The 23,305-nt window shown below is 51.4% G+C and carries 15 protein-coding genes and 1 pseudogene; 2 read left to right on the top strand and 14 right to left on the bottom strand.

The genetic code is table 11. The features are described from left to right. Positions 1-47: 47 nt before the first annotated feature. The 8 genes and pseudogenes from F8N80_RS32110 to F8N80_RS05845 all read right to left on the bottom strand — a co-directional run bounded on the left by F8N80_RS32110 (position 48) and on the right by F8N80_RS05845 (position 11,210). The gene (locus F8N80_RS32110) at positions 48-911 is read right to left on the bottom strand and encodes a methyl-accepting chemotaxis protein (protein ID WP_440131181.1); all 864 of its coding nucleotides are present in this window, start codon (positions 909-911) and stop codon (positions 48-50) included. Continuing rightward, a pseudogene (locus F8N80_RS32115) lies at positions 906-2,027 on the bottom strand (HAMP domain-containing protein); the annotation flags it as partial. The gene F8N80_RS32110 and the pseudogene F8N80_RS32115, both read right to left, overlap by 6 nt. A 262-nt stretch (positions 2,028-2,289) precedes the next feature. Beyond that, positions 2,290-3,090: an SDR family NAD(P)-dependent oxidoreductase gene (locus tag F8N80_RS05820; protein WP_150783411.1), complete on the bottom strand. Its 801-nt coding sequence runs from the start codon at positions 3,088-3,090 to the stop codon at positions 2,290-2,292. Between the two features lie 54 nt (positions 3,091-3,144). Next, positions 3,145-5,514: an efflux RND transporter permease subunit gene (locus F8N80_RS05825; RefSeq protein WP_150783412.1), complete on the bottom strand. Its 2,370-nt coding sequence runs from the start codon at positions 5,512-5,514 to the stop codon at positions 3,145-3,147. A gap of 3 nt (positions 5,515-5,517) precedes the next feature. Beyond that, positions 5,518-6,615 carry a WD40/YVTN/BNR-like repeat-containing protein gene (locus F8N80_RS05830; protein WP_150783413.1) on the bottom strand — a complete coding sequence of 366 codons (1,098 nt, stop codon included), beginning with the start codon at positions 6,613-6,615 and terminating at the stop codon, positions 5,518-5,520. Positions 6,616-6,621: 6 nt separating this feature from the next. Further along, complete coding sequence (locus F8N80_RS05835; protein ID WP_150783414.1) at positions 6,622-7,998, bottom strand: DUF1329 domain-containing protein; 1,377 nt, start codon at positions 7,996-7,998, stop codon at positions 6,622-6,624. Positions 7,999-8,015: 17 nt separating this feature from the next. Then, positions 8,016-9,686 carry a DUF1302 domain-containing protein gene (locus tag F8N80_RS05840; protein ID WP_318185847.1) on the bottom strand — a complete coding sequence of 557 codons (1,671 nt, stop codon included), beginning with the start codon at positions 9,684-9,686 and terminating at the stop codon, positions 8,016-8,018. A gap of 282 nt (positions 9,687-9,968) precedes the next feature. Next, complete coding sequence (locus tag F8N80_RS05845) at positions 9,969-11,210, bottom strand: thiolase family protein (RefSeq protein WP_150783416.1); 1,242 nt, start codon at positions 11,208-11,210, stop codon at positions 9,969-9,971. 458 nt (positions 11,211-11,668) lie between these two features. On the opposite strand from F8N80_RS05845, the gene F8N80_RS05850 reads away from it, so the two are divergent. Next, positions 11,669-14,227 carry a helix-turn-helix transcriptional regulator gene (locus tag F8N80_RS05850; RefSeq protein ID WP_224790642.1) on the top strand — a complete coding sequence of 853 codons (2,559 nt, stop codon included), beginning with the start codon at positions 11,669-11,671 and terminating at the stop codon, positions 14,225-14,227. Positions 14,228-14,585: 358 nt separating this feature from the next. Next, complete coding sequence (locus F8N80_RS05855) at positions 14,586-14,795, top strand: hypothetical protein (RefSeq protein WP_150783418.1); 210 nt, start codon at positions 14,586-14,588, stop codon at positions 14,793-14,795. 41 nt (positions 14,796-14,836) lie between these two features. On the opposite strand, the gene gpmI is transcribed toward F8N80_RS05855, so the two are convergent. The 6 genes from gpmI to pyk all read right to left on the bottom strand — a co-directional run bounded on the left by gpmI (position 14,837) and on the right by pyk (position 23,251). Continuing rightward, positions 14,837-16,369, bottom strand: coding sequence for a 2,3-bisphosphoglycerate-independent phosphoglycerate mutase (gene gpmI, locus F8N80_RS05860; protein WP_150783419.1), 1,533 nt, complete (start codon positions 16,367-16,369; stop codon positions 14,837-14,839). A 92-nt stretch (positions 16,370-16,461) separates the two neighbouring features. Continuing rightward, on the bottom strand, positions 16,462-17,727 hold the full coding sequence (locus F8N80_RS05865; protein ID WP_150783420.1) for an MFS transporter: 1,266 nt from the start codon (positions 17,725-17,727) through the stop codon (positions 16,462-16,464). 107 nt (positions 17,728-17,834) lie between these two features. Beyond that, positions 17,835-19,457, bottom strand: coding sequence for an NADP-dependent glyceraldehyde-3-phosphate dehydrogenase (locus tag F8N80_RS05870; protein ID WP_150783421.1), 1,623 nt, complete (start codon positions 19,455-19,457; stop codon positions 17,835-17,837). 80 nt (positions 19,458-19,537) lie between these two features. Further along, entirely contained in the window at positions 19,538-20,296 is a 759-nt protein-coding gene (tpiA, locus tag F8N80_RS05875; protein WP_150783422.1) for a triose-phosphate isomerase, read from the bottom strand. Between the two features lie 12 nt (positions 20,297-20,308). Next, entirely contained in the window at positions 20,309-21,613 is a 1,305-nt protein-coding gene (gene eno / locus F8N80_RS05880; RefSeq protein WP_150783569.1) for a phosphopyruvate hydratase, read from the bottom strand. Positions 21,614-21,802: 189 nt separating this feature from the next. Then, entirely contained in the window at positions 21,803-23,251 is a 1,449-nt protein-coding gene (gene pyk / locus F8N80_RS05885) for a pyruvate kinase (protein ID WP_150783423.1), read from the bottom strand. Positions 23,252-23,305: the final 54 nt, after the last annotated feature.

Consider the following 23,305-nt stretch of genomic DNA (forward strand, 5'->3'; position numbering starts at 1 on the left):
CGGCCAGCCTGGTTATGCCAATGTCACACTAATATGGACATATAGCGTCAAGTCCGAAGATGGCCGACCGAGGAGGTTAGCTCTTTACCAACCTGCTGCAACGCGCGTGTCGAATCGTGCAACAGATGGCTTTCGCCCGCCGTTACTTCGGCAATTGAACGCAACCGATCCATGCTTCCGCTGATAGCCTCGGCAGCGAAACTCTGCTGTTGCGCCGCTACAGATATCTGCTGATTCATCTGCTCAATCCTGGAAACAGCTCGGGTGATACTCGCCAACGCCTCTGAAGCTTGGCCGACCAACTGCACAGTTTCATCAGTCAAGCCATGACTACCCTGCAGACGCTCAGCAGTCCGCTCCGCCCCCTGTTGCAGGCGCGCAATCAGTGCTTCTATTTCCACCGTGGAGGATTGGGTACGGAGGGCCAGACCACGCACTTCGTCAGCCACGACGGCAAACCCACGACCATGCTCTCCCGCTCGCGCCGCTTCGATTGCTGCATTTAGCGCCAGCAGGTTGGTTTGCTTGGCCACGGCGTTGATCACATCCAGCACACTACCGATCGCCCGGCTTTCCAGTAATAACGACTGCATTGCTCCGGCACAATCGGTCATCTCCTCGGCCAGACGATCAACCCGAACGCCAGCCAGTCGGACTAATTCATCACCCTCGCGGGCTTGACCGTCAGCCTCAGACACCGCAGCACTGGCTTCGCAAACGTTGCGAGTGACCTCTTGAGAAGTCGCAGCCATCTGTTGCATTGCCGTAGCAGCCTGCTCCGTCTCCTGCCGCTGCTGTTCCACCCCGCGACTGTAGCGTTCTATCACTGCCACGAGACTGTCAGCAGTGCCATTTAGCTCGCTGATGCCAGAACCAATTCGGCTGACTAAGCCCCGCAGGCTCTCGAGCATGCCACTAACCGTTGCGAGGAGCTGCCCCAATTCGTCGCGCCGCTCCATAAGAACCGGTGGGGCACTGAGATCGCCAGCCGCCACCCGCTTTGCCAGTACCACAGTCTGTCTCAGCGGTTGAAGAATTAGCTGACGGATCAAGAGTCCGGCACCGATACCCAGTCCCAATGCCAGCAAAGTGATCAGACCGAGCTGTTTGTAGGCATGATGACTGTCAGCCAAAATGTTCTCAGCTTGAGCCAGCTCGGAATCTGCAAGAAGAGCCGTGAGCCGTTCACTTTCCACATTCATTTCTTGGCTTCCGCGTGCCGCCTGCTCACGACTTGCGGCAAACTGCTCGAACGCCTGCCGGTAGTCCGCCAGTGAAGTCTGGGCTGATTGCAGTGACGCTTCGCTTTGGTTTCCTAGGCGAAGGGACAGATTTCCTATGGCTGAAAGGACATCGCTCATGTTCGTTTCCCAGTCGCTGCGACGTTGCTCCTCATTTTCTATGCTGTAATACAGTTCGCTGTCGCGCACCCGCGCCAGTTTGTCACGCAAGGCCGCAGCTTGTTCTAGCAACTCCAGTTGCCCAGCCTCAAGTGTCTGTCCCTGATCAAGCGCCACGGCCAAGCTGTCTATCTGGTCGAGGATCACAGCCGAAAAACTGTCCCCTGCTGCAGCCGCCCGGCTTTGCATTCGCAATCGGGCGTCGCGAGACAAACGCAGGGCGTCAGCGTAGTGCAGAAATTGCTGCAGGTAGGCGGAGCTAGCCTGGCGCAAATTGGACGTCAAAGGAGCACCATTGGAATCCAGTTGAAGGCCCAATAGATCGATCGCTTGGCGCACCATATCGGCAGTTGCAGGTGCCAGGTCTTGTGCAAATGTTTTTTCAGCGATACGGGCTTTCAAGACGTGCGCTTGAGTGGCCGACTCTGACCGCAAAATCTCACTGCGCTTCTGCAGTAAATTGAGGGAGTTAAACGCTGTAGCTGCCACCCCCAAGGTCAAAAGAAGAACTATTCCAAAACCCAACGATAGCTTGCAGCCTACAGACAAATTGCCAAACATAGACATGCGTTTCTCCCAAGCACAGCCGCAACGCCTGCATGGATTGATCGGTACGTATCTGCTCATTAACCGTGTGCTTCAACAACCAACACTGCTCTAGGCGAATGGAGCCGTAGTCCGCAGTCTTATCCAATTTAGCGGCCAGGAACGTTGCTAAGCTACGAACTCTTTTTAGATAAGCGCACATAGACGGAAGCTCGAGAATCTCGAGCCACCGGTGTACACAAAAATTAAGTATCAGTTAGTATTGTAAGGCTGGCGGGGCAATTATTAACCGTGACTACTACCGGTAGTTACAGGCAAGGAAAAGAAGATTTTCTTAGGAAACTCAGTAACCCAGTTTCTTTTTCATTATCGTTCCATATTTAGTGGGGAACAATCTCGAGAGGCGATGCAACGCACGCGCCCCATTGCCAACAAGAAGACGTTTTTCACCAGCAACCAAACCGTTGATAATTTGACGAGCGCAGTCCTCAGGCGTCGTAATCATCTGTGAAATCATCGCTTCGTGCGCCCTACGCTCGAAATCACTCTTGTACTCAGCCACCAGTGAGTTCTTGCTGATGCTAGTGTTAATACCACCAGGATGCACAAGAATCGCATCGACTCCTGTCCCCTCAAGCTCTTGCCACAAGGTTTCCGTTAATGCACGCACAGCGAATTTGGACATGGCGTAGGCACCTTGACAAGGTGTTGCAACCAAACCGAAAACACTAGATATGTTGATTATCATGCCATTCTTTTTTTCAAGAAAAATTGGCAGAAACGCTTTAGTACCGTAGATAACTCCCCATAGATTAATTGCAAAAACCTTTTCAATCTCTTCGAAGGTCAGGTGTTCCACAGATGCTATAACAGACGTCCCAGCATTGTTCACTATTACATCGACAGTTCCGAAGTCACGATAAACCTCGTCAGCGAATCGACACACCGCATTTCGATCTGAAACATCGACCGCGTAACACTTTACCTCAACATTCTGATCTAGCATGGAGGCTGTTTCATTAACGGCGATTTTATTTACATCTGACAGTGCCAAGCGAGCGCCAAGGCGAGCGAATTCGTTTGCAAGCGCTCTGCCGATTCCAGAACCAGCCCCAGTCAGGGCGACAACACGACCTTTAAACATCAATTGCTCCTCAATTATTTACAAAGTCTTACGGAGAGTACATTCCCTACACCGTTAACCGACCATGTTCTTGGTAGCTGGTTTGAGGAGGAAATGCGCGAGCGCAGGAAGAAGTACTAAAGCACCCACCATATTGCCAACAAACATGAATGCGAGAAGAATCCCCATATCAGCCTGAAATTTGATAGGTGACCAGGCCCAGACGGCGACACCTAGAGCAAGTGTCAATGCGGTTAGCATTACTGTCCGCCCAGTGAGCAACAGTGAAATCTCGTATGACCTCGTTAACGAATCACCATTACGAAGACGCTGTAACAAAATACTCATAACGTAAAGTGCGTAATCCACCCCTATACCTACGCCCAGAGCAATGACGGGTAACGTGGCCACCTTTACACCCATACCCAGCATTACCATGAGCGCTTCACAAAGCAGCGAGGTGACTGCGAGAGGGATCAGCGTACAGACAACCGCCCGCCACGACCTGAACGTTATGAAACAAAGGATCATAACTGCGCCATAGACCCACAGAAGCATCTCTCGATTGGCCTGACGAACGACTATATTCGTGGCCGCTTCAATGCCCGAATTGCCAGCAGCGAGCAGGAACTGTACAGACTCACTGGTATTGTCTTCTGCAAACTTAGAAGCCCGATTAACTACCGCGTCCAAGGTCTCAGCACGGTGATCACGTAAATAAGCAGTGAGTGGGAGAACGGAGCACGTATCATTATAAAGGCCTCGCGGTGAATTCGAGGTTATAGTGTTCGACATATCTCTATTCAGTGGTAGATCACTCCACTTCGGATGCCCCTCGTTGTAGCCGCTAAACAACAGCCGCTGTTGGCTCGCAAGTGACCTAGTCGCCACTACGACATCAAGCGATCGCAGCTCCCATTCCAAGGCGTCGATTTTCATCAGCGTGTCATAGGCTGTACACTCGCCTTCAGGAGTTCGAACCATCACTGTAAATGTGTCAGCACTTGCACCGTATGAGGTTTCGATAAAAGCGTTGTCTTTATTGTATCTAGAGTCTGCCCTAAGCTCGGGAGCACCTGGATCAAGATCACCGATCTTAAGATTGCTACTTATCCAGAATGCGCCTAGCACGACAAAGACATGCGCAAAAATTACAGCTTTCGCAAACCTGCGTTCAGTCAACCGACCAAGGAAATGCCAGACTTTATGAGCACCACCGCGCTCCGCGCGCAGACTTCTCTCCGCAGCAACTGGGCTTACACCGATGTAACTCAACAATACCGGGAGCAATATCAGGTTCGTGAAAATAAGAATTGCAACACCTAAGCTGGCAATCAGTGCCAACTCTCGGATCACCTCAATCTGGATTACTAATAGAACGCCGAACCCAACTGCGTCACACAAAAGAGCGCTTAAACCCGCTAAAAATAAACGGCGGAAAGTAAATCTAGCAGCAACGAGCTTTGGCATGCCACGACCAATATCCTGCATGATGCCATTCATTTTTTGGGCACCATGGCTCATACCAATCGCAAAAATCAGAAATGGTACGAGTATTGAGTACGGATTCAGATCGAACCCCAAAGAAGGCAAGGCGCTTAGCTGCCATAAAACGGCAACTAATGAGCAAGCGACTACTAACAACGTACTACGAATGCATCGAGTCTGATAAAACAATACCGCTACAGCAAGGAGTACCGAGAGTAAAAAAAATCCAGCGATCTGAGCAATCCCTGATAATAGATCGCCTACTACCTTCGCGAAACCAGTAATGAAGACATTGAAGCCTTTGGCTTCATAACGCGTTCGTATCTCCTCAAGCTTATTATCAAGAGCCCGGTAATCGATAGATACATTAGTCGACTCAACGGTCAGCAATGGCACTAACACGAGCGCAGATTTCTCATCCAGCGCAACGATCTGACCTATCTCACCAGAACGTTGGACATTGGTACGCAGGTTAACCATGTCACCCGAACGCCCCTGATAGTCATCCGGAATCAAAGCTCCGCCATCGAACCCCTCCTCGGTCACGCCTTGCCACCTAGCGTTTGGAGTCCATAAGCTTTTCAAATTGGCTCGATCCACACCTGGTAACGCAATCAGTTCATTCGTTAAAGTCCGAAGGTTCTCGAGAAATTCAGGATCGTAAATACTCTCTCCCTTTGAGGACATTACAACACGTAACACGTTCGGCGTAGGAAGATCCGACTTCATTTCCAAATAGTTAGCGATGAAAGGATGCCCAACAGGGATCGTTTTTTCAAAGCTTGCATTGGTAGTTAGGCGCCCCAACTGAGTAACTGCAACGAAAGTTACAAGAGCACAAACAATTATCACCAACAAACGATTATTGAATAACAAACGTTCGACGATTGATCCAGTTGCAGGATGGAACGATTCCAGGGCTGATGCGACGTCAGCCTCTTTCATAGATGCGGTCATGGCCTACTTACTCGACGAATATGAAGATTCAACGACACTTACGCCAGCTTGTCCTGCGGCAACCAAAGTCCCGTTGGCAAGTTCAACCAAGGCGGATGTATCAGACCCTAGCATTTGGCGAGATGTTTCGAGACGATCTCCTACTACCTTGTAAACACCACCGGTTTGATCAACTAATATCGGAGTTCCACTGCGCGTTACAAGCCCCGCCGTGATGCTAATGGGCCGTAGCAGTGAAGCTGATTTGAAGGATGCACCATGGTCATCGGAGATATACGTATTACCCCGCAGCCCTGCCACAACAAGCTTTGTATCGGCTAGGCAAACGAAGAAGTAACTCCCCTCGTAAGGCCCTTCCACACGATTGAAGGTTTCGCCTCTGTCGGTGGAGCGAAGCAGCAATCCTTGCTCGCCCCCAATAACTACCTCGTCATTCAATGTAGCAATCGAATACAGATGCAAGCCCCTTGGATTGTCGATATGGGAAGACCATGGCTCCCAATTCGTACCATCCTTGCTACGCATTAGGAGTCCGTAAGCTCCGGTGAGCCAAAGCTCACCGTTAGCGTCAACGGTTAGATCAAGCCAAGGCTTATCCGGCCCGTCTGCTTCCAACTGGCGGGCTTGTTTCACTGCCCGAAGTGAAAGCTTGTCATCCGAACCTAACTGTTGTTCGATTTGATTGGCGAAATCGGTGTACAACTTGATGACATCGTTGCCATCGAGAATCTTTTCCCAATTGGCACCGGCGTCAGTTGTTCCCAAGAGCACACCGTTATGGCCTGCTGCGAAACCTCGATGATCATCGAGAAATCGGACAACTGTGAGCGTAACGCTGACCGGAACGGAGGCTTGATTCCAGGAGGTGCCGCCGTCATCGGAATAAATTGCCATACCACGCTCGCCAACTGCGACCACTCGACTTCCAGCATTCGCGACCCCCAGCAACCGACCGTCTTTGAATTTCGGCGTCATGTATGCGTGCCGTTTGATTGGATCAACTACTACGTTCTTGCTCGCAACATCGGCTGAGGCGGTTGAGGAAATAGCCCAAATCGCCAGAAATAAGGGGGTGAGGGAGGCTCGAAATGCTTGCATCATCTTATCTCAACGAAGTTGGTCGCCAACCATGGCATCAGGTGTAAACACCTCGTTCTTCAAATTGGCGACTGGTTGCAGACCAATTGCGCTCGCCGTTTTATTTACATAGGGGCCGGCGTACCAAGCGCCTGTGACAAGGTCGTAGAAGCCATAGGTGATGTGGTCGGTAAGCTCCATTTCGGGATACGTAACAGAGAGCCCAAACAGCGTTTTCCACAAATTACCATTCACGTCCCACCGGTCAGCCAACACAGCAAGCCAAGAATCCTCATCGATGTAGTAACGTCCTTTAGGAGACGTATGTCGCTTGCCAGGTTTAAGCTGTGCATCCACTACCCAAACCCGATGGAGTTCCCATCGAACTGAGTCTGGTTTCAGATAGGAACGCTCCATCAATGCTTCAGCTGAATCGGACTGCAATGCTTTGTATGAGTTGTACGGAATCAACATCTCTTTCTTACCAACAAGCTTCCAATCAAAAAGCCCAGGCCCGCCGCCAAATACGTTGACTTCATCAAAACTCATCAGCCCAGCAGATTGTGGCGTAGGAGTGTCACCGTTAGGATTAGGAAGTTTCCGAACACGACGCTGTCCAGTGAGATAGACCCAGGTGCGAGTTTTAGTATCATCAACGTTAACTTGACCTACGATCGCTTCACCGGCACGAATTGGAGGGCCATCGCTAACAACACGAGTCAGCCAGTAAGTTCCATCAAAATTTTCTGCGGAACCACTTTTGTCGTAATACGGCATTTTGATTTCTTGGCGCCCTTGAACAGCCATAACTTTCTTTCCATCTGCAGTAACCATCCAGGTCTGCCCATTTAACGTGCGAGTAGCCGTACCTTGATAGCGAAGAAGGTGGTTCCACATCACCTCCAAGCCCGTTTTTGGAATGGGAAAAGGTATTCCTCCGAACGCTCCCGATGGGATTTGATAATCGGTACCATCAACCAACTTTGCCTTAGTAGCGTTTGCGAGAGTATTGGCATATACATAGTCAGGAGCGACCGCTGTCCGATGTGTCGGATACACGTCCATATGATAGTCGGGATAGCGCTTAAACATCGCTTTTTGACCATCGCTCAGAACATTCGAATATTGCTCTATATTTTTTGCGGTAACGCTGTAAAGAGGCTTCTCGTTTGCAAAAGGGTCAGATCGCCGTTGGTTAGGCTGATAAGATGGCTGGGGCTTAAGAACTCCGCCTTGCCACGCCGGAATGGTGCCTTCCTTGTTGCCTGCTCGCTCACCTCCTAGGGGAGTCAACACCGACTTAAGTTGTTGAGCCTCATCAGCACTCACAGCTGCGAAAGAATAACCTGGCACTGAGATAACGAGACACGCAACCGCTGCGCACGATTTAAACGCGTTCAGTTTCATGACGCCTCCAACTAAAATTAGAATGTTCTGCTTAGATAAATGGAAACATAATCCCGATCGCGGAAATATTGATCGTAGTTCCACTGTTGCGTACCGCCTACACCAACTGTACTGAATAGCACCCCTTCACCGCCAAAGTAGTGGGTAGCATTTATCCCTGCGTGCCAAGTTTCCAAGTAGGTCGCGTTCACACCGATATTAATAGAGCCCGCATCCTCAGGTAACGGAGCAACCCCGACCATATTTCTTGATCCGTTGGGTTGATAGGAAATCCCAAGCGGAACTTTGATATCGACTCCGGGTAAGACCTGATAGTAAATAGGTTCGAATAGCGCTTGCATTTTCCAGCTATCGCGAGTGCCATTAGGCTCGCATGATGCACCCGGCATGAAGCTAGGTTGACATCCGCTCAAAGTGTCAGCGTTTTTGGTAACACTCAACACACGAGTAAAAGCTACTTCACCCAGCAAGTTAGCATCGTTCCATAAAGCAGTCCGGCCGAGATTGGAACCGAAGGCAGAAACGTTCACATGGAACGTTCGTCCAACCGCATACTCTGCACCATTTCCGATGTCGTAAGCATTGGGTGAGAGCAGATCCTGGTTGTTGCGAACCGATGTCTCTACAGCAAAGTTGAAAAGTCCAAAGTTTCGGTTGGCACTAGCGCCAAAAACGTTCACGCCACTATGATAATTCTCATAGAACGTCCCGCTAACGGGGTTTACGACAAATGCACTTGACTTACTATTGAACCTCGCCATGTAGATCCCATAGTCTGTATCACCGGCGCTAATGCGTAACGCGAAGCCGCCTTGCGCGGAGTTTTTTGCATCCTGCGTCGAAGCACGAGTAAATGGGCCCTGAGGCGTATAAATCAAATTACCACCACGCTGGAAATCGAGTGGAGAAAAATAACTACCCGACCCCTGCGATCTGTTCTCTAACCAAATAGGTTGATAAAAGGCGTAAGCAGTAACTGCGTCACTTAACTGGAACTGTCCTGACACTTGAGGTACCGGACGAAGTACCTCTTGGAATCTAAGATTAGGTACTGATACGGCTTTCGCCACATCGATGGGAGACATCGCCCCAGCAATGGCGTTGTCGCCAAAAAACAAGCTCTCGCCCCACACCACGCTGTGCTGTCCGATACGAACAGTACCGACACGATCGCCGACTGAGAATTTACTCGATACAAATGCGTCAAGTAATTCTTCATCACCGCCGTGGACGCGTTTTGTGTATGAAGTGAACTCTTGAGCAGAAGAGACGTGGCTAGAGTTAACGGCGCTAGTACCGGGGCCAAAAATTCCCGCTGTATCATTATCGTTGTGATTACGATAAATAGAGTCGTACCATGCTGCACCGCTCAAACGAAAGCCAAGCCCTTGGTAGCTGCCTTCAATTTCGCTTAACAGGTCAAACCGATTTGAGATTGGGCCCTTCTTCCTGAAGTTAGTGTCCCCGTCTCCCAAGTTGATATCGCTGGAAAGCTTATCGTCAGCATCGTGCACGCGATACCCAGCGCTATACTTAAGGGTGTTGTCCCAGCGTAACCGAAGGTCATCAATACCCATTTCGATCTCAGTTGCTGATGCACTGGCACTCACAATTAGTGCCATGAGTGTAAGTAGCTGAGTTTTGGGGCGGAGTAGCACTGAGGAAGAGCTAGGCTCTCTTCGCTTCACAGAAATCTCCTTGTGCCGGGTATCCCGGCCAATCTTGTTTTTATTTTGGCACCTACGCTTTGCGGCGCGGGCAACTTCAAGGTAGGGATTTACCCCTCATGCCACCCCCCCTAAAAGGAGTGGCCCAACCTCTAAATCCCCCCCCATTCAACAAAGTTGGGGGGGGAACAGGGTCAACTACGCAGTACTCGATCGATGAGAATCCTTATTCCTTAATTACAAAGAATTCTTTAGTGCTGGACTAACGGGCGGCAATAAGCGCCCGTTGACCGATGAATTCGTTTAGCGTGTAAACAAATTGACGGTTACGACTGCCTCTTCGTATCCAATCGATCCCCCACCATTTTCTTGAAGGGCAACTTTTGCTCCAGTTACCTGGCGGGCACCGGCCTCACCGCGTAGCTGCGTCACCAGTTCATGGATTTGTCCTAGTCCAGTAGCACCGATTGGGTGGCCTTTGGACTCCAATCCTCCAGAAGTGTTTACAGGGACTCTGCCACCAATTGATAACTCGCCAGCCTCGGCCGCTAAGCCCCCCTCACCCATTGGTACAAGCTGTAGATATTCAACAGCAATGATCTCGCCCATGGCACTTGCGTCATGAACTTCTACAACCGACACATCACTTGGCGAGATACCCGATTGCTCATACGCCGCATTCGCAGCGCGTCGACATACTGCTTGCTCGAAGGCAGAAGGCTCTCGGTTCGTTGCAGTGGCGATTGAGGAGGCGGCAACTCGGATTGCGCGACGCTTATCAGCTGATAGTCGTTTCAATCCGCTTTCTGTACAGACCAATACGGCGGCAGCTCCATCAGACAACGGAGAGCACATAGGTAATGTCAGTGGGTAAGTGATCGGAGGAGCAGCCAGCACCTCTTCAATGGTGAAAGCCTGCCTGTACTGAGAGAGGGGGTTGTGAACAGAATGGTTATGGTTCTTGGCGGACACTGCAGCAATCTGGCGCTGTGTCGTGCCGAATGTCTTCATCCAGTAGCGGCAGGTGGCGGCATAGATAGCCATGAACCTACTGTAAGGCCGTTCAGATTCCGACCCAGGTGGCACCTCTACACCATCACCCAGCTTTAGCAATCGCGAAGCATTCTTCTCAGCTTCTAATACATCCCATCCACCTTCAAATAAACCAAGGGCTCGACGCTTATCCTCGATGTTCATCTTCTCTGCGCCGATAGCCAAAGCGATATCGCATGCACCTGCGCGGAGCGACTGGACTGCCAATTGAAACGCACTGGTGCCCGAGGCACATGCGTTTTCAACGTTCCATACTGGCAAACCGACGAGGCCGATTTTGTTCAAAACGACCTGTCCAGGGATTGCAGTCTGACCTTGCAGGGCCCCTTGGGTGACCCCCGAATAGAAAACCTGTTCAATGTCTTTTCGCTCAGCACCGGCATCGCGTAACGCAGCATCCAGCGCTTCATCCGCCAGCGAATGTAGTGAGCGTTCAATATGGCGACCAAATTGGGTCATACCGACGCCGACAACGTAGATAGTGGAACTCATAGAGAGAAATGCTCCAAGGCAGGGAGATAAGGCGAGTGTTTCGTACCACCCACACAGCGGGGAGAAACTGCGAAGTGGAAAACAGCACCAGCGAATGCCGCTCACACTACGAGCACCCACCCAGCCGTCTCCCCCCCATAGAAGGGTGGGATGCCCCCAAGATTTATGTGGCACCCCCCCCAACTAGACAAGTTGCCTTCACTGCCCCCCACGCTCGTGATACGTTGAATTCACAACAAGCCCGCATCCACCTAGGGCCTTCTGCACACGTGAAAGCGTTTACCCTCCCTGCGCAAGGCTCTGCCTTCCACTGGATACGGTGATTCACTCTAATGAGGACGCGCAGGTAGGCCCAGGAACTGGGAGATAAGAAAATTCGTACTTCAAACCTTGATCCGTCTGTCCTGCTGAAATCGACGCCCCCACGAGTGTTTCGAGGATTTCTTGAGCGAGATCGCTTGCAGTTGAGCCGTGTTGAGTTAGGCGGCTCTCAGATCACTGCCCTCTTGGCACCTACCGGTTATGGAAAAACTGCTCAACTCAACCAATGGCGTAAGGAGATGCTTGCCCGAGGAGGCCTTGCATTTTGGTACACCCTCGACTCTCGAGATGACCCCATCAGACTGGTTCGTGGACTGACGAGCGTCGCACGTGCCAATTCAGGAAAACGCGGCTTTCTGGAATCCTTGACTGAGGCAATTGATGATTGCGTAGAGCCTCACGGGGCCATAATCACTTGGCTCGCGGAAGTGGCTGAGCTCTCTGTAGACGTATTGCTTCTTCTCGATGAGGTAGATTCACTGCCGATCAATTCTCGGACAGAAATTCTTCCCTATTTGCTGTCGCATGCCCCAGCCAACCTACACATCGCACTAGCCGCCCGACCAAGCGGAGCACTTATGGCATGCGGTGCATTTACCGGGGCTAAGGTTACTCGGTTACACGCCAGCGACCTTCGTTTTCGACTGGAAGAGACATTGGCGATTTTGAATTCCGCATTAGGTAGTCAAAGTCAGCTGGATACAGGCGTCACTCTTCATGAGGTTACTGAGGGGTGGCCAATGGGGGTGCAGCTAGCAGTCTCTAACCTCTACCGAAACGGGGATCTTCAAGGACTAATTAGTTCCGTGACAGGTGATGTTAGGCGGTACTTTGTTGACTCTGTTATCGCATCGCAGCCCGTGGATATCGTGCATCTGCTGGTACGAATAGCCGACCTGGAACTCATACATCCTGATTTATGTGTCACATTGCTCGGTCGGGAAGATATTAAACCGGCACTCAAAGAACTACAGAACAACACTCCGCTTTTTACACATTCGGAAGGAAGTGAGTGGATGCGACTGCATGCGCTTGCTAGAGACATCCTAAGTGAACGTTTAGCGATGCTACCCCGCTCAGAGCGCGTACTGCTTTCAAAACGCGCCTCTTCTTGGTACGCCTCACAAGGTTTATACGAGGATGCAGCTCAGCAGTCTTTCCTCGCAGGTGATGTCGAAGACGCAATTGCATTAATATCAAATAATACATATGAGATGACTATTCACGGTAAAAGCAATGCGGTTCTCTCATGGTACAATCGACTTCCTAACAAACAACTTGAGGAACATGCAGCATTCTGGGGGCCAGTAGGGTGGGCACTTGCAATGAGCGACCGGAACGCTCAAGCCGAACAGTTCGTATCAAAAATATTAGACCAGGAAGGCATTACAGAAACCGAACGTTTTGAGGCACATCTCATACAGCTCACGGCAGCGGCTTTCGCTGACCAAATTGATCGTGTAGAAAGTACTCTTGATGAATGGCCAACCCCTCCCGACACTGCGCGCCCAGGAAACTTACCAATTTACTTTATAAGTCGAGCATTCGTGGAGCTATATAAGGGTAACCCGGATAAAGCCCGTCAAGAGCTTGCGCTCATTGCTGATCTATCAGAATTGGATGTTTATTCGCCAGTGTCATTTGGTTTACGCGATTATGCCTTGGGTACCAGCTATCTTTGGGAGGGTCGCAACGCTATCGCAGCTCAAACGCTCCAGCCAGCCCTTATAAAAGCAGAGATGAAGCTCGGTCGCCACAATCCGGTTACTTGCATGTTAGCGACATCCTTGGCCACAGCATTGTGGGGGTCAGGACAAAATGACGAGCCATGCGCTCTCCTCGCAGGCCGCCTGCCAGTATTAGTGAAATATGGACTCCCTGATTCGATTCTTCAAGCATTTACAACACTCGCTTCAATAGCTGATGAAAGTGGTCGACAAGATAAAGCCTTGGATTTACTAGAAGAACTGAACACTCTAGGCGAAACGCGATCCAATCCAAGGATGCAAATCGCTGCCTTGGTGGAACTGACTCGCCTCCATGCCCGCCGAGACAGAAAAGAAACGGCTTTCAACTCCACGCAACGACTGAAGGCAGAAATTACAAAATCTATGGTACAGATACCAGCTGCCCATAAAAAATGGGCAGACCTGATGATGTTGGTAGCTGACTCCTATGCTGCTACTTTGCAGGAGAAAAACCATATCACTCAGGAAGGTGTCACCGTAACAGAGAAGCAGGAATCTTTTGCAACTGAGTTGAAACGAGGAATAGAACTCATTGAATCCCGCCTTTTACGCTCTGAAATTTTGAGAAAATCAGGGAACGATGAATCTCGTGCTATCTGGAGCGAAACCCTTAGCCTTGCGCAAGCGATGGGTATTCATCGAATGGAACAAATTGGCTTAAAACATAAAACTCAAAATACAACCCAGCCCAGCAATCAGCATCCTGTGGCACCACAAACGACGGCAGCATCATCATCCAAAGTTAGCCCTCTACTCACTAGCAAAGAACTAGAAGTCCTTAACTTTCTTTCTAAAAGCATGAGCAACAAAGAAATAGCAAGAGCAATGGATATTGGAGAGGAGACAATTAAGTGGCATATGAAAAACTTGGTTAGCAAGTTAAATGCTGCTGGACGTAAGCACGCCATTGTCCGTGCCAAGCAACTTGGAATCATACAAGATGGTTGACATCCCCCACAATTAATCGGGATTAATTTCCTATTTTCTTTACCGACGTTAGGTATCAACCTCGATTAACCAGTGAACGGATCAAACAAACAGCAACTTCGCTGGATCGAACACTGCATTGGTTATTAAACAAGCAGTGCTTTGATGGTTGAACAGGGTCGAGGAAAGCTTCAGGCGTTTCAGAAATGCTTAACGAAACAGTCTAGGTACCGATGGTCGACTCAAGAATAAAAGGGCCCTCTCGGGCCTTTTGTACTCAAACCGAACTCACTTGGTCAGCCAGGACTCGGCGGTGTCAGAGCCATGCCCAACTGATTCAGACCTTTGCTACGCTGTCCTCTTCCACAGAGGAATCACGATGCCAAATTCAGACCTGCTCCCTACCCTGCTGTTCAAGATCAACGAAAACCAACTGGCTCTCGAAGCTGCGATCATGGAGCTGACGCTGTGGGTCGAGCAACGCGGATCAGCAGAGGTTGCCGGCAACGTTCGCGGCGCTTTGGACACAATCAGCAAGAACGAGGAGTTCATCAACATGACGCTAGCGGTGCTGATGACGCCAGAGTGACAAACCTTCTGCCGCTCAAGAACTGTTGCTTAATATCTGAGCTAGCCAAGTTCATTCCGAATCAGAATCTCACCAATCATCTCTCTTGGTATGGGAAGCCCCATAATCTTGAGCACAGTTGGGGCGATGTCACACAGGCGACCGTCCTTCAGACTCGTATCTGACGCGATAGAGCTCACATAGATAAGCGGAACAGGATTGAGAGTGTGTGCAGTGTGCGCCTGCTGGGTTTCCGGGTCGAGCATCTGCTCCACATTGCCGTGGTCGGCTGTAATCAGGCAGTGGCCTCCCGAACTCAATGTTGCTTCGACAACTCTAGCGAGACATTCATCTACGGCTTCCACTGCCTTGACGGCTGCGTCGAAGGATCCGGTATGCCCTACCATGTCCCCGTTCGCGTAGTTACACACGATAAGATCATTCTTCCGGCTCAGGATTTCTGCTACCAAACTATCAGTCAGTTCGTAAGCACTCATTTCTGGCCGCAAATCGTAAGAGTCTACCAACGGCGATTGTACTAGCGTCCTTCGCTCTTTCTCGAAAGGCTCCTCGCGACCACCGTTGAAGAAAAACGTGACGTGCGCGTATTTTTCAGTTTCGGCGATACGTAGCTGAGATTTGCCCATACCTGCCAGGTGTTCACCAAGGCTATTGACGATATTGTCCGGGAGAAATGCGCATGGCCCGTCAAGCTCGTCGGAGTAACGCGTCAAGGTCAGCAGTCGATCTTTTGCAACCACATGCTGCCGAGGAAATACATTGAAGGCTGGGGAGATCAGAGCTTCGCAGAGCTGTCGTGCCCGATCAGGCCGGAAGTTCATAAATACGATCGAATCTTTATCGGTGATTGGTTTCGCCGCACCGATCCGTGTCGCCTGAACGAATTCGTCTGATTCGCCACGCTCGTAGGCAGCATTCAACGCGTCGTGCGCTGACTTTGCAGTGAACTCGCCCACACCCTGTGAGATCAGTTGATGGGCCAACTGAACACGATTCCATCGTTTGTCACGATCAAGGGCAAAGTAGCGACCGATAACTGTGGCTATGCGGCCACACCCTTGCCGCTCCAACTGGGCTTCGAGCTTGGAAATGGACTCAACAGCACACTTCGGCGCGGTGTCACGTCCGTCAAGAAATGCGTGCACATAGAGCTGTTTGATTCCGGAGTCTGCCAGTACTTGGCAAGCCGCAATAATCTGGTCAATGTGGCTGTGAACACCGCCTGGCGACAGCAGCCCCATGAGATGCACTGCGCCGCCTCTTCTTTGGGTTTGATCAACCAACGCTGATAACGCCGGGTTAGTCGCGAAGGTACCGTCCTCAATCGCCTTATTGATGCGGGTTAGGTTCTGATAAACGATACGGCCTGCTCCAAGATTCATATGGCCGACTTCAGAGTTCCCCATTTGCCCATCAGGCAAGCCGACGGTAAGTCCGGAGGTAGCGATAAGGCTATGCGGGTAGTTTTGGAAAAGTCCGTCCAAAGTCGGCGTGCGCGCAGCGGCATAGGCATTTGCTTCGGCTTCTGCGCGTACGCCAATTCCGTCAAGGATGATCAATGTACAGGTGGTCATCTCAATCACTCTGATAAGTTGGTCGATCTTAAGAGCAATCGACCGACAGTTTTAGCCGATGCCGGTGATCGCTTGAGTTGATTAGGTATTCATCAGCGCCCTGGATCTTCAGCGCTGGAGAGGTAAGCACATAGCAACGCTCCACCAAGGTACATCGCAGCAAAAATCCAGATAAGGAGCTCCATTTGTTCCGCCCCTCCTACAACCGCTACGAGTGCTGGGCCAAGGAACGCAGCAAGACCTGCCGCAAGCGTGTATAGCGCAAGCGCATTCGCCCGTTCAGCCGCCGGAACCATGGCAGGCACAAGGGCTGTGAGCGGCACAAATCCAGCGAGGCCAATGGCAAAGACTGCCCAACAGATCGCCGTAAGGAGAAAATTCGGCCCAATCCAAAGGGGGACATAGTAGAGCAGTAGAATGCCGATACCTGACATGACACATCCGAACCAGGTGACTGTACGCTTCCATCCGAATTGATCGCCCAATACACCAAACGCCAAGTTAGCGAAGATGTTGGCGGTATAAACGATCGTCACGATCTGAAGATACTCACTCTGGGTAAATCCCACCTTGTGCACGAAGAAAAACGGAGCAACGACAAACAGCGCAAAATTCGGCGTCGTGTTCACGAGCCTAACAATCGCACCTGCTGTCACACGAGGCCGATGCCAGACGATCGTCAAAGCATTTTTGAAACCCGCGCAGCCGCTGCCCTTCAGTGCTGCGGGGCCGGCATGCCTAAGATCTCGTATTCCAAATAATGCGACGCTTGCACCGATGATGATCAGCGTCGTACCGAGCCAAAAGGTGGGTATCTCACCGATCATGGGAATTGTGAAGCTGGCAAGCAGAGAACCAAGTGTTGGGAGTCCGGCACCGAAGGCGAACCAAAACCATCCTACCGAACTACCCTTTTGATGCGCCGGGGTCGCAAGACTGATCCACACCAAAAAAGCGTAGGCAAAAAATGGGTAACCAATGCCCCGTATTGCGTAACTCGCGACAGCAACCCAATGCACATCCGCATGCACACCGATGCCGAGGAAAATGGCCTCGAATACGACCCAATTAACTGCCCCGATCAGCATGACCTTTCTCGGCCCAAGTACAGCCGAGAGAGTACCTGCGAACCAAGAACCAATGGTTGCGAAAACTCCGTACAGGCTAATCGTCAGGGCGGCCGACCCTTCGCTGAATCCTTGATTGTCAACCAGGAAAGGCGATAGGTAGTTGGATTCAACACCGTCGCCAATCATGAATAGCAATAGGCCCAAGAAGCCTGGAAACAGATGGGCTGGAAGCCCAATTCGATCCAAAAATGAGGGAGAAGTTATCTTCACTTGCGAGATGTCATTCATTATTATTTTCCTCTCAAGACCGTCGCATTGACGCGGGAGAGCGGCAAACTGATAGCTTGCCGCCAGCCGGGCTGAAATGCCGATTACCAACTCAGAAACGGTTAGTTCTAGAAGATGTAATCCGTGGTGAGAAAGCTCGAATCGCGGTTTTGAATCACATCGCTGATGAGCTTCTTGTTGGACTCATTGAACTTCGTCGCCACCAAGGTACGTATGGAGAACACGCGGAGTGCATCGTTTACGGATAGCGTGCCTTCAGCCGAATTTTTCCGGCCATTGAACGGATATGAATCCGGCCCCCGCTGACACTGAGCGTTGATGTTGATCCGCCCGACCTGGTTGGCGAAGACATCGACCAGATGACCGACTTGTGCGGAGTCAGTACCAAAAATGCTCAACTGCTGACCGAAATCAGACTTGAGGACATAGTCGATCACAACCTGGATGTCTCGGAAAGGAACGACTGGTACGATCGGCCCGAACTGCTCTTCTTGGAAGACACGCATATCAGGTGTGACCGGATAGAGTACGGCAGGATAAAAGAATGATTGGCGCTGCTCTGCACCGCCGTCGTTAACGATCTCGGCTCCCTTGCGACGGGCGTCATCTACCATGCCCTGCAGATAGTCGGTTTTGCCGGGCTCAGGCAGTGGAGTAAGAGAAACACCTGGTTCCCAAGGCATGCCAGGCTTCAAAGCGGCAAGCTTTTCGTTGAATTTCCCGAGGAAGCTTTCAACCACATCCTCATGAACGAACAGGATTTTCAGCGCCGTACAACGCTGACCATTGAACGACAGCGCGCCAGTAACTGCCTCACTCACTGCGTTATCCAGATCCACATCTGGTAAGACGATGCCTGGATTTTTTGCATCAAGGCCGAGTACAGCACGCAGCCTGTGCGGACGAGGATGCAGTTTCTTCAGCGCACTAGCACCTTTATTGGTTCCAATGAACGCAAAGACATCAACTTTGCCGCTAGCCATCAATGCGCTAACGGTCTCACGACCGCTGCCGTAGATCACATTGATCACGCCGGCGGGGAAGCTGTCTCGAAATGCCTCCAGCAGCGGACGGATTAGCAATACGCCAAATTTGGCGGGTTTGAAAACAACGGTGTTCCCCATAATCAAAGCAGGGATCAGGGTGGTGAACGTCTCATTGAGCGGATAGTTGTAAGGCCCCATGCAGAGTGTCACACCCAATGGAACGCGCCGAATTTGACCGAGGGTATCTTGTTCCAGCTCAAATCTGCTGGAACGCCGATCCAACTGTTTCAGTGCGTTGATGGTGTCAACGATGTAGTCACAGGTGCGGTCGAACTCTTTTTCCGAGTCCTTCAAGTTTTTGCCAATTTCCCACATAAGCAGCTTAACTACATCAGTACGCTGCTCGCGCATACGAGACAGGAAAAGCTCTACGTGCTGGATGCGCTCGGCGACGCGCATCGTAGGCCACACACCTCGGCCGTTATCGTAAGCCGTCACCGCAGCATCCAAAGCCACCAGAGCTGATTCAGCATCCATCTGTGGAAAGCTGCCTAAACGCACCTGGGAATCGCCATCAGCCTCAGACAGAAACACTGGACTGTGAACCGAAATAAGCGGGCCGTTCCAAGCTTGTAGTTGACCGCCGACGAGATACTCTCGCTGTTCAATGGGAGCACCGAGGCGATAAGACTCAGGTACCTGATCGGCACGAGGGAAGAGGTTGGCAAGACGCTGACTGCTCATAAGCATACCTTTCATAAAGCTCGAACGATCCCGCACGAACATGTGAAGGATCAGTACAAATGGATATTGATAAACGTGGTCTACGCCTGTTGCGCAGCCACACAAATCGCCACGAATGAAGTTGCGTCCAAAGAGGCACCTCCGATCAGCCCACCATCAATATCCGGCTGACTGAACAGTTCGCCTGCGTTATCAGGCTTGACGCTGCCGCCATAGAGAATGTCTACGCGCTGGGCACGCGATGCGTCTTGATCTGCCAGATAGCTACGGATCTGCTGATGAACTTCCTGCGCCTGGCTTGAGGATGCCGTTTCGCCAGTCCCAATCGCCCATACGGGCTCATAAGCAATCACACCTTTGGCCATGGCACGAATTCCTACGCGATCAATAACTGCCTGAAGCTGAGCCTTCACAATGTCAAAGGTCACTCCTGCCTGGCGCTGTTCCAAGGTTTCCCCTACACACAACACAGGGATTAGGTTTGCTGCCAGAGACATTTCAAATTTCAAAGCAATCAACTCATCGCTCTCACCAAAGAGCGACCGGCGCTCCGAGTGCCCAACGAGCACATAGCGACAACCAACGTCATGCAGCATGGCTCCCGAAACTTCACCAGTGAAAGCGCCCGCTGAGTGATGGCTTAAATTCTGAGCACCTGCCTTGATGGCAGTGCCTTGGCAGCTGGAAGCGACTTGGCCGATATAAGGAAACGGTGGACAAATGCTGACCCGGACACTACTCAACGCCGATAAAGCAGGCACCAAGTCGGCTAGCAGCGTAGCGTTCATTCGGAACTGGCCGTTCATCTTCCAGTTGCCGATTACAAGTTTGGTTTGCATAGCGTCGGAACCTCAGGCCTGTTTAGAGAGAATTGATTGAGGGGTGTACGGTGCCGAATCCCTCAACGCTTCCTCGATGCGAAGCAGTCGGTTGTATTTGCCAACTCGATCGGAACGGCACAGCGAACCTGTTTTGATTTGGCCGGCGCAGGTTGCAACCGCTAGGTCGGCGATAGTGGTGTCTTCGGTTTCACCTGAGCGATGGGAAATCACTGCGGTGTAGCCCGCATCCTGAGCCATGCGAATAGCGTCGAAGGTCTCGCTAAGGCTACCGATTTGATTGAGTTTGATGAGAACAGAGTTCGCAATTCCTAGCTGAATACCTTTGCTCAGGATCCGCGTGTTGGTAACAAACAGATCATCACCGACAAGCTGGACTTTTTTGCCCAGCTTGCGAGTCAAAGTCGCCCAGCCTTCCCAGTCACTCTCATCCATCCCGTCTTCAATCGAAAGAATCGGATACTTATCAGCAAGGCTCGCGAGATAATCAGCGAACTCAGTCGAACTGAAGGAGCGCTTTTCGCCTGCCAGAACATACTGGCCGTCGCGATAGAACTCGGAGGCGGCACAATCCAGGGCGAGCGTGACATCCTTCCCGAGCTGATATCCGGCTCGTACTACAGCTTCCCGAATCACTACCAACGCCTCTTCATTGGAACTCAACGACGGTGCAAAACCTCCTTCGTCGCCAACTGCTGTGCTCAGTCCTCGTTCATTCAGCACTTGCTTCAGCGTCTGAAAAATTTCCGCACCAACACGCAGTGCTTCTCGGAAACTTTCAGCGCCAACTGGCTGAATCATGAATTCCTGAATGTCGATGTTGTTGTCCGCATGCTCTCCTCCATTGAGGATGTTCATCATGGGTACGGGCATCGTGAATTGGCCTTTATTGCCATAGAGAGCCGCAAGGTGCTCATAAAGGGGAAGACTCTGTGCAGCAGCGGCTGCCTTGGCGGTAGCCAGGGATACAGCAAGGATGGCGTTGGCGCCCAAGGCAGATTTCGAGTCGGTACCATCCAACTCGATCATTGCCTGATCGACTACCCGTTGATCGAGTGCATTCAGACCAACAATGCACCTCTGGATCGGGCCGTTAACATTTTCAACAGCACGCAAAACACCTTTGCCCTTGTAGCGGGCTGCACCATCGCGTAGCTCCAGGGCCTCTCGCGTGCCGGTGGACGCACCAGATGGCACACTGGCCTCACCAGTTGCCCCGCCAGCGAGCGTCACTACGGCTTCGATGGTTGGGTTACCTCGGGAGTCCAAGATCTCACGTGCGAAAACCTGATGAATCTGGGTTGGTTTGTTACTCATCGTTATTGATCCGCTGATGGTTTGGTTGAGTTCGGATGAAACTTGCTCGGTGGGCCGTACAATTTCCTGCTGTTCCGAATACTCAACCCTGAAATCGAAATCGCGAGGCCACTTCGGAGGATCAATGCAACTGTGCTTACGAAGCTCCTTCGCGGAGGAGTGAAGATCCGACATGACCACCTCCTTAAATCAAAGAATTTCGTCACCTACACGCACTACCCTGAGGGTGTTCGTCCCACCTTGCGCATTGACGTAATTACCTTTCGTAATCAGAACGTGGTCACCATCGGTTACGACGCCCCGCGCGACCAGCTCGCCAACAGCACTCCGATTCACCTCATCGTTAGGAATGGCCGACGTGTCGAACGGAACAGTGAATACACCTCGGAACAGCGCGACCCTGTTCTGAGTTCGAGCATTTCGGGAAAATGCAAAGATGGGGAGATGCGACCGGATGCGGGACATCAGACGCGGGGTATGACCGCTCTCTGTCAGGCAGATAATCGCTTTGACCCCCTTCAGATGGTTGGCGGCATACATGGCGGACATGGCTACGGACTCATCGATGCGAACAAACTCCTCGTTCATCCGATGCTTAGAACGATGTGCTAAAGGGTGTTTCTCTGCGCCGACGATGATGCGATGCATCGCCTCAATCGTCTCTACTGGATAGGCCCCGGTCGCAGTCTCAGCGGAGAGCATGACTGCGTCGGTACCATCCAGAACAGCGTTAGCCACGTCGAACACTTCAGCGCGCGTGGGCAGCGACTGCGTGATCATCGTTTCCATCATTTGGGTGGCAGTGATAACCACCCGATTGAGTGTTCTGGCTCGCTCAATGATGAGCTTTTGAACCGCGACCAACTCCGCATCACCGATCTCAACACCGAGATCCCCACGAGCGACCATGACGCCGTCAGATGCCTGAATGATGGCGTCCAGAATTGCAGTGTCTTCTACGGTCTCGGCTCGCTCGATCTTGGCAATCAAGTTGGCATCTCCACCAGCCTGATGCAGGAGTGTCCGAGCCAACACCATATCTGCAGCATCACGAGGGAAAGAAACCGCTAGGTAGTCCGCCTGCATCATCGCGGCAGTCTTGATGTCATCACGATCTTTATCGGTTAAGGCTGCAGCGGAAAGACCTCCGCCCTTACGGTTGATACCCTTGTTGTTGGAAAGCGGGCCGCCAACCAGCACCTTGCACACCAGCGACGTCGCACCTGCCTCCACTACCTCCAGCTCAATACGACCATCATCCAACAGCAAAATGTCGTAAGGCCGACTATCCGTGATCAAGGCTTTATAATCGACTCCGACCTTTGTTTCGTCACCGGCATCGCGCTCAAGTGTCGCGTCGAGAATGAAGGTCTGCCCTTTTTGGAGCGAAACTTTCCCCTGCGCGAATCGAGCGATTCGAATCTTGGGGCCTTGCAGATCTGCCAGGATAGCGACGAAACGACCATGCTTCGCCGACAGCGATCGAACGAGCGCTGCTCGCTCAACATGTTCTTCAGCAGAGCCGTGTGAGAAGTTCAAACGAACCACATCCACACCTGCTTTTATGAGTCCTTCAATCGCCTCTTGCGACTGGGTTGCAGGGCCTAGTGTTGCGACTATTTTTGTTCTTCGAGCCATCACCGTTGCTCCTATTTCGCGCAGCACAAAGCCGTGGAGATAACTTCTCCACTA

It is taken from the genome of Pseudomonas fluorescens (assembly GCF_902497995.1).
Taxonomy (GTDB): Bacteria; Pseudomonadota; Gammaproteobacteria; order Pseudomonadales; family Pseudomonadaceae; genus Aquipseudomonas; species Aquipseudomonas fluorescens_BK.